Source organism: Myroides sp. DW712 (assembly GCF_046557355.1).
Classification (GTDB): domain Bacteria; phylum Bacteroidota; class Bacteroidia; order Flavobacteriales; family Flavobacteriaceae; genus Flavobacterium.
The window spans coordinates 95,901-109,273 of the sequence record NZ_JBKFDO010000014.1 but is presented as its reverse complement, the minus strand read 5'-3'; the positions used below and the strand labels follow the sequence as shown (position 1 = coordinate 109,273).

Annotated in this window: 14 protein-coding genes and 1 other RNA gene; 5 read left to right on the top strand and 10 right to left on the bottom strand. The window is 36.2% G+C overall.

All coding sequences use genetic code 11. The features are described from left to right. Positions 1-192: 192 nt before the first annotated feature. The 4 genes from ACLJX0_RS12125 to ACLJX0_RS12110 form a co-directional block, all read right to left on the bottom strand. Entirely contained in the window at positions 193-402 is a 210-nt protein-coding gene (locus ACLJX0_RS12125) for a hypothetical protein (RefSeq protein WP_410880789.1), read from the bottom strand. Between the two features lie 315 nt (positions 403-717). Continuing rightward, positions 718-1,389, bottom strand: a complete 672-nt coding sequence (mnmD, locus tag ACLJX0_RS12120) for a tRNA (5-methylaminomethyl-2-thiouridine)(34)-methyltransferase MnmD (RefSeq protein ID WP_410880788.1) — start codon at positions 1,387-1,389, stop codon at positions 718-720. A gap of 4 nt (positions 1,390-1,393) precedes the next feature. After that, positions 1,394-1,840 carry a hypothetical protein gene (locus ACLJX0_RS12115; protein ID WP_410880787.1) on the bottom strand — a complete coding sequence of 149 codons (447 nt, stop codon included), beginning with the start codon at positions 1,838-1,840 and terminating at the stop codon, positions 1,394-1,396. A 7-nt stretch (positions 1,841-1,847) separates the two neighbouring features. Beyond that, positions 1,848-2,360 (bottom strand): DUF4920 domain-containing protein, encoded by a 513-nt coding sequence (locus tag ACLJX0_RS12110; protein WP_410880786.1) that lies wholly within the window; start codon positions 2,358-2,360, stop codon positions 1,848-1,850. 443 nt (positions 2,361-2,803) lie between these two features. On the opposite strand from ACLJX0_RS12110, the gene ACLJX0_RS12105 reads away from it, so the two are divergent. After that, positions 2,804-3,877: a branched-chain amino acid aminotransferase gene (locus ACLJX0_RS12105; protein ID WP_410880785.1), complete on the top strand. Its 1,074-nt coding sequence runs from the start codon at positions 2,804-2,806 to the stop codon at positions 3,875-3,877. Between the two features lie 314 nt (positions 3,878-4,191). Further along, positions 4,192-5,298: a hypothetical protein gene (locus ACLJX0_RS12100; protein WP_410880784.1), complete on the top strand. Its 1,107-nt coding sequence runs from the start codon at positions 4,192-4,194 to the stop codon at positions 5,296-5,298. A gap of 35 nt (positions 5,299-5,333) precedes the next feature. Here ACLJX0_RS12100 and kdsB read toward each other — a convergent pair whose 3' ends face one another. The 3 genes from kdsB to ACLJX0_RS12085 form a co-directional block, all read right to left on the bottom strand. Continuing rightward, complete coding sequence (gene kdsB / locus ACLJX0_RS12095) at positions 5,334-6,071, bottom strand: 3-deoxy-manno-octulosonate cytidylyltransferase (protein ID WP_410880783.1); 738 nt, start codon at positions 6,069-6,071, stop codon at positions 5,334-5,336. Positions 6,072-6,139: 68 nt separating this feature from the next. Then, on the bottom strand, positions 6,140-6,712 hold the full coding sequence (locus ACLJX0_RS12090) for a hypothetical protein (protein ID WP_410880782.1): 573 nt from the start codon (positions 6,710-6,712) through the stop codon (positions 6,140-6,142). Positions 6,713-6,724: 12 nt separating this feature from the next. Beyond that, entirely contained in the window at positions 6,725-8,167 is a 1,443-nt protein-coding gene (locus ACLJX0_RS12085) for an ATP-dependent RecD-like DNA helicase (protein WP_410880781.1), read from the bottom strand. 132 nt (positions 8,168-8,299) lie between these two features. On the opposite strand from ACLJX0_RS12085, the gene ACLJX0_RS12080 reads away from it, so the two are divergent. Together ACLJX0_RS12080 and rsmD are read left to right on the top strand one after the other, a co-directional pair. After that, positions 8,300-9,091, top strand: a complete 792-nt coding sequence (locus ACLJX0_RS12080) for a DUF3822 family protein (RefSeq protein WP_410880780.1) — start codon at positions 8,300-8,302, stop codon at positions 9,089-9,091. After that, positions 9,088-9,657: a 16S rRNA (guanine(966)-N(2))-methyltransferase RsmD gene (gene rsmD / locus ACLJX0_RS12075; protein WP_410880779.1), complete on the top strand. Its 570-nt coding sequence runs from the start codon at positions 9,088-9,090 to the stop codon at positions 9,655-9,657. Before ACLJX0_RS12080 ends, rsmD begins: the two co-directional genes overlap by 4 nt. Before the next feature lie 53 nt (positions 9,658-9,710). On the opposite strand, the gene rnpB is transcribed toward rsmD, so the two are convergent. Both rnpB and ACLJX0_RS12065 read right to left on the bottom strand, forming a co-directional pair. Then, positions 9,711-10,026, bottom strand: an RNA gene (gene rnpB / locus ACLJX0_RS12070) — RNase P RNA component class A. Between the two features lie 121 nt (positions 10,027-10,147). Beyond that, positions 10,148-10,987, bottom strand: a complete 840-nt coding sequence (locus tag ACLJX0_RS12065) for a 1,4-dihydroxy-2-naphthoyl-CoA synthase (RefSeq protein WP_410880778.1) — start codon at positions 10,985-10,987, stop codon at positions 10,148-10,150. A 271-nt stretch (positions 10,988-11,258) separates the two neighbouring features. On the opposite strand from ACLJX0_RS12065, the gene ACLJX0_RS12060 reads away from it, so the two are divergent. Further along, positions 11,259-12,440: a serine hydrolase domain-containing protein gene (locus ACLJX0_RS12060; protein WP_410880777.1), complete on the top strand. Its 1,182-nt coding sequence runs from the start codon at positions 11,259-11,261 to the stop codon at positions 12,438-12,440. A 244-nt stretch (positions 12,441-12,684) separates the two neighbouring features. On the opposite strand, the gene ACLJX0_RS12055 is transcribed toward ACLJX0_RS12060, so the two are convergent. Continuing rightward, complete coding sequence (locus ACLJX0_RS12055) at positions 12,685-13,368, bottom strand: potassium channel family protein (protein WP_410880776.1); 684 nt, start codon at positions 13,366-13,368, stop codon at positions 12,685-12,687. Between the last annotated feature and the right edge of the window lie 5 nt (positions 13,369-13,373).

Sequence of the window (13,373 nt, the reverse complement as noted above, 5' to 3'; positions counted from 1 at the left end):
TTATATTTGTCTTTCTTATTGTTTGGGTGCACCTTGAAGATAATTATTTTTGAGGACAAACAATGAAAAAACCCCGCCTTTTTTAGACGGGGTTTTTGTTTTTTAGGCTTTTTAGACAGCCTCTTTTTTTGGTCAACTGTTAACCGTTAACTGTTAACCAAAACCTACTCTTGTATGAATACTATTAACTTCCTATACTTCGTGCATTTCTACTTGACTTAACTTTTGATGAAGTGTGGGTTTATCTGCCACATAGTTTTCTACCCATTGTTCTAATCGATCCACATCATAAGGTACCATTTGCAGTAGCGCTTTATTGAATTCCTTTACAAACAATTCTGAATCAAAACTTACATTTTCTAATATTCTCTTCGTATAGTCAAACATTAATCTGTTTTCCATTTTATTTACCTCTTTTTCACATTAAACAACAACCAAAAATAACCTATTAACAAATAAAAAACAAACTTGATACGTTTTTTTACATTTTTTTAAAGTAAAATCAAAATAAGAAAGTGATTATGTACATCCGAGAAGTTTATCGCTCTTTTATTTACACTATTTTTACCTAAAGCTAATTTTAATCAAACATATACCAATGAGGTGGGGTGAAATTGGATGAGATTGGGTGAGGTGGGGTGAGATTGGGTGAGATAAATCAAAAAAAACCACCAGAAACAACAAGGTTAGCTAGTGGTTTTTATATCGTGACATTCATTACTTTTTATAAGCGAGTAGCATTTCTCTTTTTCCTGGAGGTCCGGGTACAATTTCAATTTCAAATCCCGCAGCTTTCATATTCCTTTTAATAGGGTTTCGACAAGCATAAGTCACTAATATTCCTCCCACTTTCAAACTGTCATAGGCCGTTTTAAAAATTGCCTCTGACCATAAATGAGGTTGAAACTGATACCCAAATACGTCAAAATACACCAAATCAAAATCCTGTCTTACAGGTTGTACCGTTTCAAAAGTAGTATGCAATTTACACAGCCTCATATGCGAATGCACAGGCACCTCAACATTCCAAGGTGCTTGATGCAAAGCTCGAAACAAGTCCTCCCCTTCTGCAAACTCGGGCAATAACGTCGGAAAAGTTAGCACAGTATATTCTGCTGCTGTCAAAGGAAACGCCTCAATGGTGTGATAGATTACTTTTTTTTGTTTGGGTACTAGAGTCGCTAGTGTTAAAAAAGCATTCAACCCAGTTCCAAAGCCAAACTCTAGTATTTTTATTTCTTCTCGACCGATACATTTCATCAATCCTTGTTCAATATAGACATGGTTAGATTCTTGTATCGCTCCGTGAATAGAGTGATAGGTTTCTCCCCATTCTTCTACTTCTAAGGAATGAGAGCCATCGGAAGTAACAATAATTTTTCTCTTCATTCGTCTAGTTAGGAATCAATAGTTTTTTAATTCTCGGTATTGGGCCACCACATTTCTTTTGATGACAGCTTAAACAAGCTTGCACAATGGCATTGAACTTTTCTTTAGTTTGTTGATTTGGATCCGCATAAAAAGCTTCTTCCATTTGAATGAAGGCACGCGCTTGCGTTTCAAAAAACAAATCTCTATCAGAAGGATCCGTCATTGTTGCAGTAAACAAACGCTGATGTAGACTTGGCATATCACTTTCAATAGGTAATTCCTCGATAATACGCTGACGAATGCGTTGATTGTCCACATACATCTGTTCCATTAAAGCAGCCATTTCTGACATTTCATACAGTTGAAATGTATTTTCCTTTTGTGGTAGTTCCGTCGCTTCAATCTGTTTGTGTTCTTTACAACGAACACAACACAAAAGAACAGCCAAAACAACGCCTAGTCGCATCATTCCTTTTTTATTTAGCAATTGCAATACCATCTGCTTCAAATGCGTAAGTCACCTTTGGTTCTGTAATTGCTGCAATTTCAACCTCGCTTTTCCCTGCGTCTTTCGCATAGTGTTTTAGTTCATCTACTGACACCACTGATACAAAGGCTTTTCCTTGCATAACTACCTCATGTCCAGCCGCATTCATTGGTGCAAAAAATCCATAATCCTTAAAACGAACAAAACCGCTTTTCTCTTGATCCAAATCTACTTGCATCCAACATCCTTTTTTCTGACACACTTCTTTAATTGTAGAAGTAAATGCCACTTGTAAGGTATCACCTTCTTTTAAAAGGTTAAATTTATTTGCCATTTCTTCTTTCGATAGCACAGCCTGTGTTGCATCCAACGCTTGTCCAAAATTCTCATACTCTTTTGCTGGCGCTGTTGCTACCTCTGGTTCTGCTTGTTGTTCTTGTTTTTTTCCGCAACTAGTCGTTGCCAAAGCAAGTAATCCTAAGGTCACTACAAAATATTTCATGTGATTTTATTAAAGTATAATTGGCTCAAAGATAGTTAAAAAATAAAATGAAAATCAAAAGATCATCGGTCTATTCTTCAGACTAGACCAATGGATTTTCTTCTTCTGTTTTTTCTTTACTCACAAAAAAAGAAGTGTTTACATCTCCCTTTAAGGATTTAGTAATAATAAAGGGTTCCTTTTTGAAGGATGGCTGAATAAGGTCTAAGTAAATCAAAAAAATAAACTAAAAACAAAGCGTTTACACAAACAAATTCAAAGTATACTAAATTTTTTCAAGTTTTTTTTTGATAATATAATATTTTCTTCAGCTACATAAATATTCTTTAAATTAAATTGAGAAATAGCGACTTTTTTTGCTATTTTTGTAAGGCAGTTGAATAAAAAAAGCTGCTGAAAGATTTTATTTAATACAACAACAACTTTTAAAAAAACACTATAAAATGAGTTTAGAAACAAAATTTGAACTTTCTATTGACAAAATAGAAAAGTCTAGAGTCGATTCAATTGATTTCGAGAATGTAAAATTTGGATCTATTTTCACGGATCATATGTTGGTTTGTCACTATAAAGATGGAAAATGGGGAAAAGTGGAAATCAAACCTTATGGACCGATGAGTTTCGCACCTTCAATTAATGTTTTCCACTATGGACAAGCTATTTTTGAAGGAATGAAAGCCTACAAAGACAACAATGATGACGTTTGGTTATTCCGTCCACGCGAGAACTGGGCTCGTTTTAATAAATCTGCAGAACGTATGGCTATGCCACACATTGATGAAGAGCGATTTATTGATGGATTAAAAGCACTTTTAGATTTAGATAGAGAATGGGTAAGAAAAGGAGAAGGAAACTCTTTATACTTACGTCCATTTATGGTTGGAACACATGAAGGTGTGGTTGCGGGACCTTCTAGCGAATTTATGTTCTGTGTAATTTGTTCTCCTGCTCGTACGTACTACTCAGGTAAAGTAAAAGTACAAGTTGCTGAGCACTATAGCCGTGCAGCTAATGGAGGTGTAGGTTACACGAAATGTTCTGGTAACTACGGTGGACAGTTCTACCCTACTCAATTAGCTCAACAAGAAGGATACCAACAAATTATCTGGACGGATGATGCTACGCATACAAAATTAGAAGAAGCTGGTACAATGAACGTATTTTTCCGCATTGGAGATACTTTAATTACAGCTCCTACAAGTGAGCGTATCTTAGATGGTGTAACAAGAAAAAGTTTAATTGACATCGCAAAAAGCAAAGGAATCAATGTTGAAGTTCGTTCAATTGTTGTTCAAGAGTTATTGGATGCACACGCTAAAGGTGAATTATTAGAAATCTTCGGTGCTGGAACTGCAGTAACAATCGGACAAATCGAAGGTTTTGCTTACCAACAAAAATACTACGAATTACCAAATGTGAAAGATGAAGATTCTTACGCTATTATGTTGAAAACAAACCTACAAGGAATTCAACAAAAAGCAATTGAAGATACTTTCAACTGGACAGAAAAAGTATAAGGATCCCTTTGGGATACATTTTTCAAAACGGCAGGCTTCCTGCCGTTTTTTTATGCGCTATATTCAAGGTTTTTACTTATTTTTGCTAAAATCTTTATTATGTTTACACCTGGGCAAATTCAATTCGCGCTTTTCTTTATTGTTGCGTTTACGATTATACTAATCATCATGTATCGCAAGGATCTTAATCTTCATCGAAAATATTATAAAAACAGATTGTGGATTCTACTCGCGTTTCTTGCCTTTATTGGTTCGCTATTCATCTTAAAGAATGTGCTTAAATAATTTCTAACCCTAGGTGTTGACGACTTACTATGAAAATTCTCAAGTATTTCCTACTGCTTATTACGTTACTATGCGTTTCGCTTATTGTTTTTGTATTAACCCAAAGTGGTCAATTCAAAATAACGAAATCCTTTGAATTAGACGCTCCTCAACCTATTGTTTATCAATACATTCACGATTTAAACAATTGGAATGACTGGATTGCGACAGAGAAATTACCCAATGACGTATACACCATTGACCTTCCCAATATAGGCACCTATCAAATCCGAAAAGAGTACGATAAACCCAACGATAGTATCTCTCAAGATATTTTGTATGACAATAAATTGTCTAACATCATTTGGCGTTTTAGTACACAAGGGCAAAAAACAAAAGTTGATTTCTCTTTTGAAGGTTCTATTGATCTCAAAACAAAGATTCTTACTTTCTTTTCTGGATCGCCCAATAAAGTAGTTGGAGAAGCAATCGATAACAGCATCAATACCCTAATTGTCTTTTTTATCAAGCAATACAAAGAATACGATTTAACTACTACAGGCCTAACCAATAAAACCGCCTTACGCTATATTTACCTTAATGGAACCTCAGATTATACGGATATCAAGCCATCCATTGAGGTACTCCACGCTAAATTAAAGGCATTCTGCAAAACCAATCAAATCAAAGTAGACACTATACCTTTACTAATTTTTGACAATACAGCTTTAACTCAAAATTTATCCTTCCAATATGGGTTTAAATTACACGATTCCATTTTCTTAAATGAGGAAGAAGTATTTAAAACTGCCACAATAGAGCCAAATTCTTATTTTGAAAGTACAGTGTCTGGGTATTATTCTCACCTACCCAAAGCACTAAGAGAAATTAGACCGTTAATCAGTAAATCGGAAATATTTACCAATACTCCAACGGGAAAAATGATAATTGAATTGAATCAATCCTCTTTCGATAATCGTTTGCCTGCAGCATGGAAAACGACGATTTTAATTCCCGTAACGAAGAATCAGCAAGCAACACCAAGTTATGACAGCATCAAACGCCCTTATACGCGTGCTTATCTTGGTGTTCCAAAAGAAGATCACGCACCTACACCTCAGACCATCACAACTGGACAAGAGGAAAACAAAGAATAACAAAAAAAAGAGAATCTTGTGATTCTCTTTTTTTGTTATAATCCACTAGCCAATAAAGCTTTAGCTTTTTCTAAATCTTCTGGTGTATCGATTCCCACTCCTATATGATGAGTAATCGCCATTTTAATGCGTTTTCCGTACTCCAAATAACGCAACTGTTCTAATTTTTCTGTTGCTTCTAGAAACTTCATCGGCCAAGTAGTAAATGCCAGTAAAGCTTCTCTTCGAAAAGCATAAACTCCAATATGCTGATAGTATTGTACCGCTGCTTCTTTGTCTCGTGGGTACGGAATAACCGAGCGAGAAAAATACAAGGCTACATTATTCTCATCGACCACTACTTTCACATTATTTGGATTTTCAATCATCGACCAATCATCAATTGGTGTCATCAAAGAGGCTAAATCAATTTGTTTGTGGTGATCTTCTTTAAAAATTGCAATTAACTGTTCGAGGTTGTCTTTGTTGACGAAAGGTTCATCTCCTTGTACGTTGATAACAATATCCGCTTCGATTTCTGCTACAACTTCTGCAATGCGATCACTCCCACTTTCGTGTTCTTTTATACTGCGAACTACCTTACCACCATACTGCTCAATCTCATCATAAATCAAAGGAGAATCCGTTACAACAAATACATCGTCAAAAAGCCCTGTAGATACAGTAGCCTCGTAGGTTCTTCGAATAATGGTTTTTCCTCCTAATTCTTGCATCAATTTAGCAGGAAAACGCGTAGAGGCATAACGAGCCGGAATTACCGCAATTACTTTCATATGGGTTGTCTTATTTTCAATCAAAGATACGGGATTTCAAATGATACTAGCCTATTTCTCTTAGAGAATCAAACGTATCCTTTTGTTGCTAAATTCGTTTTTAAAAATCTTCCATAAGTAAATAAAGCCTTGTCTATCTTACGTAAATCAAACTCTTTATGCTCCTTAACAAAACCCAGATATTCTTTATAATAGAACGCTAGTTTGCTTTTTTCACTTATCCTATCTGTTATATGGTGATAGGCTTGTTTGTGAATCTTACAAAAAGCTCGATGAATATGCTGGTCATACATTGGATATTCAACAGGATTGATGCAGTGTAATAAAAACAATTGCCATACAGCAGATAAACTACCAAACGCTATTTTAAAATCCTCTATATCAAATCCCTCCCCTTTGAACTGTTGAATAAGACTCAATTTACATAATATTTTCTCTTGTAGTGTTTGGCGCTTTTTAGTACTCAATTTCATTCCGTTTTTCCAAGTAAACAAACAGATTAAATCAGCTTCAACAAAAGTCTTTTTTTGAATCAAGCATTCATATTCCTCCTCTTGAGGATAACTATACAAAGCACTCCAAAAGTCAATGAACTTTTGAAAATCCTCAATGTATACGATTTGAAATAAAGCTAGTTGCATCTATTATTTTTATTATTCCGATAAACACTCCTCGAAATACTCTTCCTGAAAACCAATCAAGTACAATTTACTCTTCGCTCGTGTTAGAGCTGTGTAGAGCCAACGCACATAATCTTGATTGATTCCTTCTGGTAAATAGGGTTGTTCAATGAAAACGGTATCCCATTGTCCTCCTTGGGATTTATGACAGGTCACCGCATAGGAAAACTTTACCTGTAGCGCATTGAAATACTCGTTTTCTTTTACTTTTTGATTCTTCTTGTACTTGGAAATTTCATCCTCATAATCCAACAATACCTCTTGGTACAAGCGATTGCTCTCTTCATACGTCAACGCAGGCGATTCACTCGTTAAGGTATCCAATAAAATCACCGTATCAAAAGGCGCCATTTGCTCGTAGTCAATCATGCGAATGCGTACGGAAGCAAATCGGAAACCATAGAGCTCCACTGTCCTGTATATCTGTAAGATTTCGATAATATCACCATTCGCCAAGAAATCAGTTACTGTAGAATCTTTCAACCAGTAGTAATTATTTTTTACCACCATCAATAAATCTCCAGCGGATACTTCACTTTCGCGATCGAGAATGCGCATGCGAATCTGCTGATTATACGCATTGGCGCGTTTATTTGATCGCACAATAAACATGGTTTCTTCTGGTCCTGCGTTAGAATAGGACGAAAAAATAGCATCTTGAATATCGTAGCTATCCGTTAGACGAATAATATCTTTAAATCCATATAAGTTGAATTGAAACGTATCCATGAAGTGTGAATCCAACAGCAGGCGTAATTTGGTCGCATTATAGAGAATTCCAGAATCTTCTTCTTGACGCATCACCTCATCCAATTCAATATGCTGAATCGGCATATTGTAGTGGAGGCTCAACTGATCGGTATCAAGAGCAGGACTAACGGTCATATTAATAGGCGGAAGCTGAGCGACATCCCCAATGAGGATGAGCTTGCAATTTTGTCCACTATACACATAGTAAATCAAATCATCAAGTAAAGATCCGTGTGGATACATGCTGCTATCTCCAGCTGAACCATCTCCAATCATCGAGGCCTCATCTACGATAAAAACAGTATTTTTATGCTTGTTCTGACGCATCGTATACTGCATTCCCGCTCCGTTTTTCAACGGTTTTGGGTAGTAGATATACTTGTGAATCGTAAAGGCAGGACGCTGCGCATAGCTGCTAATCACCTTTGCTGCACGCCCAGTTGGGGCTAACATAACCGCGTATTTCTGAATCGCTCGCAACTGATTTACCACGACTGATAGTAACGTTGTCTTTCCTGTTCCTGCATATCCTTTTAAGACAAATAACTCATCTTGCTGATCAGCGGTAATAAATTCCGCAATCTTCTGTAAAAAAATATCCTGCTTTAACGTCAGTTCATATGGAAATTGATGTCGTAATACCTTGTAAAATTCAGTTCCTCTCATGCTATACTTCTCCTAAATACACCTAAAACATCAAAGATACTAAGCTTTTTAGCCCAAGACTAATATACTCCCCTAAAATTGTTTAAATTTGTCTTTTGCATTCGCTGTTCAATATTAGTGCTAAATCAACTTATGGAGCAAAGCTTACACAAACTGATTATTCAAGTTTCCCTTCAGAAATTCACCTTTATCATTCAAGAAATTGAATCGAAACAAATTTGTCATTTTGCTTCCGAAGGATTCAACCAAAACCGAACCATAGAAGATCAGCTGCATAGTCTCTTTGCGAAACATGAAGTTCTCTCTTCTTCCTTTGAAGATATTCTAGTTTTACACGACAGCAATCTAAATACATTTGTTCCAACGGAGTTATTCGATGAACAAGCCTTGGGTTCGTACTTACAGTACAACACCAAAGTATTTTCAACAGACTTTTTTGCCTTTGATGAATTGCCAGGCAAAAAAATGAACAATGTGTATATCCCTTACGTACAAATCAACAATGTATTATTGGATAAACTAGGTGAGTTTACCTATCAACATATCAATACGCCTTTAGTACAACATATCGTAGATTTATCTGCCCACAGCACAGCAATAGAAGTTTATGCGTATGTACAAAAAGATCATTTTGAGCTGATTGTAATCCAAGAAGGAAAATTGATTTTATTCAATTCCTTCTTATACAACACAGCACAGGATTTCATCTACTACCTTTTATTTGTATACGAGCAACTCAAACTTGATCCAGAAACGACACCACTAAAACTGTTGAGTCGCATTGAAAAAGAGGATGCTTTATTTGAACAGGCTTATACCTATATCAGAGAGGTAGAAATCTTAGAGGAAAAGGCTACTATAGCACCGAGCCTCCTCCTACATCATCAAGTACCCAAACAACATTATATTTTATTCCATCTATGAGAATTATTTCCGGAAAATTAAAAGGAAGAAAACTAAGTCCGCCTAAAAACTTACCTGTTCGCCCTACCACAGATATGAGTAAAGAAGCCTTGTTTAATATTTTGAACAACCACTTCAATTTCTCTGAACTACAAGTCTTAGATTTATTTGCAGGCACAGGTAGTATTAGCTATGAGTTTGCTTCAAGAGGCGTAGAAAATATTGTCAGCATTGATGCCGACTACGGTTGTGTCAATTTTATAAAAAAAACAGCCAAGGATTTCGAATTAAATATCGTTCCCTATAAATCAGATGTATTCAAATTCATTGAAAAACACCAGGGTACGTATGATATTATTTTCGCTGATCCCCCGTATGACTTTACGCAAGAGCAATTTGAAAAAATTGTCACGGATATTCTTGAAAACAATATCTTAGACGAAGAGGGGATGTTGGTGGTGGAGCATTCAAAATTTACTAAACTAGAGCATCTCCCTCATTTTTCTTTTGAAAAGAACTACGGAGGATCTGTCTTTACCTTTTTTGAATATACATTTGATGAGGAGGAAGATACTGAAGAGAAATAAAAAGAGCGTGTTGGATAAACACGCTCTTTTTATTTCATTCAAAATTGATTTAAAAAAAATGCAGATCTATAAGCCGGATTCTGTATGCACCGAAGTGCACCCTTATCATTTATCCAGGCCATCAATTACTCAATGGCTCTATCTGCCTACCCCTAAAGCATCGGGCGAGCAGCCCTCGAACGCTAAATATACATGACATTTCACCGTATAGAGTTTACCTGATTTCACTACAGCCTTACCTGTACATCCTTTCTGTTGCACTTGTCCTCACGAATTACTTCGCGGATGGGTGTTACCCACTATACTGCTCTATGGTGTCCAGACTTTCCTCTCGTTTATTGCTAAACCAGCGATAAGGCGATCTGCATTAGAGAGCAAAAGTACGGCTTTCTCTGTGATTGAAATACTATTTATGTCTTTATTTTTTAAACAAAAAAAGGATAAATCTCTCTTCAAGTGATTTACCCTTTTCTATTTTATTTTTTATCTACTATGGAATCCATTTTTTCGGGAAATTCGGTTTGCGCTTTTCTAAAAAGGCATTGCGTCCTTCAATAGCTTCATCCGTCATATAGGCTAAACGCGTGGCTTCACCCGCAAATACTTGTTGTCCTACCATACCGTCATCGGTTAAGTTCATGGCAAACTTCAACATTTTAATTGACGTCGGTGATTTAGCCAAAACTTCTTGTGCCCATTCGTAAGCGGTATCTTCTAGTTCAGCGTGTGGAATTACCGCATTAACCATCCCCATTTCAAAAGCTTCTTGAGCCGAATAGTTCCTTCCTAAGAAGAAAATCTCTCTTGCTTTTTTCTGACCAACCATTTTAGCAAGGTAAGCAGATCCATATCCTCCATCAAAACTCGTTACATCTGCATCGGTTTGTTTGAAAATAGCGTGTTCTTTACTCGCTAAAGTCATATCACACACCACATGTAAACTATGTCCACCACCAACAGCCCATCCTGGAACTACAGCAATCACTACTTTCGGCATAAAGCGAATTAAACGCTGTACCTCTAATATGTTCAAGCGATGCATACCGTCATCTCCTACATACCCTTGATGTCCTCTTGCCTTTTGGTCTCCACCGCTACAAAAAGAATACACCCCATCTTTTGGAGAAGGTCCTTCTGCAGAAAGTAAAACTACCCCAATAGACGTGTCTTCTTGTGCATCATAAAATGCACGATACAACTCACTTGTTGTCTTCGGTCTAAAAGCATTTCGAACTTCTGGTCGATTAAACGCAATACGAGCAACTCCATCACACTTTTTATAGGTGATATCTTCAAACTCAATTGCCGTTTTCCATTCTATCTTACTCATATCTTTTACTATTTGTGAGTAAAATTACTATTTTTTTACATCATATCTAAACAAAGAAAGAGAGAATCCTACACATCGCTCTATACATACAAAGAATCAAAATTAAATCGCAAGCGTTGCGTATTTCGTTTCAAAAAAGAAGATAGTCTGCGTACTTTGTATTTTTTTCATTTGTATATTGAAAGTTTAGCCCTAATTTCCTTTGATATTCGATAACTTTTACTAATTTGGTTTTTTCTTTAAAAAAATCCCTACAAAGACAGTAAGACTAATGAATACCAAACTCGCAATCTCTTTAGTTAGCTTATTAGCTTTCGCTTCTTGTAAACAACAGGAGGCGACAATGGATTTAGCCTTGAATATGCCAATTATCAAAGAACACAATGTGTTTATTGACAAACCATATGAGACCTCTTTTCAAGAACTAAAGCCAGAATATATCCTTGAAAAAGGACAGCAAATCGAAGATTTTTACAATCAATATATCAAAAAAAGCGGTTATACTGGAAGCTTTTTAGTGGCACAGAACGGCAAGGTTTTATACGAAAGCTACTCAGGCTATGCCAATAAGAGACAAAATGAAGCCATTACAGAAACCACGCCTATTCACGTAGCTTCAGTGGGTAAAGTAATTACAGCTGTGACCATTTTGCGTTTAGTACAAGAAAACTTAGTAGGTTTAGATCAGCCCGTTTCAGAAATTATCGAAGGTTTTCCCTATGAAGACATCACGGTACGTACCTTGTTAAGTCACCGCAGTGGTTTGAAATACTACGGGTACTATCCTAATAAATGGACCAGCCAAAACGTAATCACCAATGACCAAGTGATAGAAATGATTAAAAGTAAAACCGTTGCATTGGATTTTAAACCCAATACGCGTTTTACCTACAGCAATACCAATTACGTTGTCTTGGCTTCTATTGCTGAAAAAGTGACTGGGAAAAAGTTTAAACAAGTCGTTCGTGACTTCATCTTTGACCCATTAGAAATGAACCACAGCTTTGTTTTTGATGATATTACACATAAAAATGAAGTGACGCAATCCTATAATTCAAACTACCGCGAAATGCATTGGGATTATATGGATGGAACCTATGGAGATAAGAATATTTACACCACGCCAAGGGATATGCTCAAATTAGATACTGCGATGTACTCGGATGATTTTTTAAGCGCGGATTTAAAAATGCAAATGACCGAGGGCTATAGTTTTGAGAGTAAAGGAACGCGCAACTACGGTTTAGGTTTGCGCTTAATCAAGATGAAAAACAACAAAAACTATACCTACCACAACGGTTGGTGGAGAGGGAATACCTCTTCCTATATTCGCTTGGCAGATTCTAATGCATGTATCATCCTCTTTTCGAATAAATATTCTAAATTAACCTACAAAACAATCGATTTATCTCATTATTTAGGAGATTATCCGGTTGGGAATGTAGAACTGTAAGGGGTATTGGAGCATGGTAAACTTTCAAAACCAAGTTCTAGCTTTGCTTCTGAACGTATACACTTTAAGCGATAATGCCACTTGATAAAAAATAATATGTTTTTTTCACACAACAAACCACACAAAAAAGGTTCGATTGTTTGTAGACAATCGAACCTTTTTTTATTATAAAATTTTCCTTGACGAAGGATGAGTAAATCCTAAACCAGGTAACCGAACAAAGAGCCATCCTCCCCCATTTCATTTAATCATTCAAAATACGCTTAATATCTTTGTTATCACCATAAATGACCATAATATCCCCTTTGTGTAAAACCGTATCATAGGATGCAATTCCTTGTACTTCGTGAATTTTTCGTTGTGCACCAAAAAAATTGCGCTCCTCCCTCACCTTTAGCGTTGTGAGCACCACTAAATTATAATTTGTTCTAAACCCTATTTCACCTAGCGTTTTATTGGCAAAACGGTCGGATATCGTAATTTCGACAATACTATAACGCCCATTGATTTCATATGAATCCACGACACCTTTGATACACAATTTTTTCGCCCAACGCTCTGCAGTTTCTTCTTCTGGATGTACAATTTCATCCACGCCAATGGCTTGTAATACATTTTCATGTAAAGGAGTAATTGCCCGACTAATTAAGCGTTTGACATTTAGATTTTTCAATACCGCTGTGGTCATGATATTTGCTCCTTGATCTTCTCCAATAGCGACAATCACAATATCTGTATTTGCTAGCGGCAATTCAGCCACTAAATATTGATCCGTAGAGTCCAAGCAAATCGTATGAGAGACTTTATCTTTATTGGCATCGACACGAGCCATATTCTTATCTACTCCGATAACTTCGTTTCCTTGTTCGGTTAATTTTTGTGCCAAGGAAGCACCAAAATTTCCTAAACCTATAATGATGTATTTCATCCTGT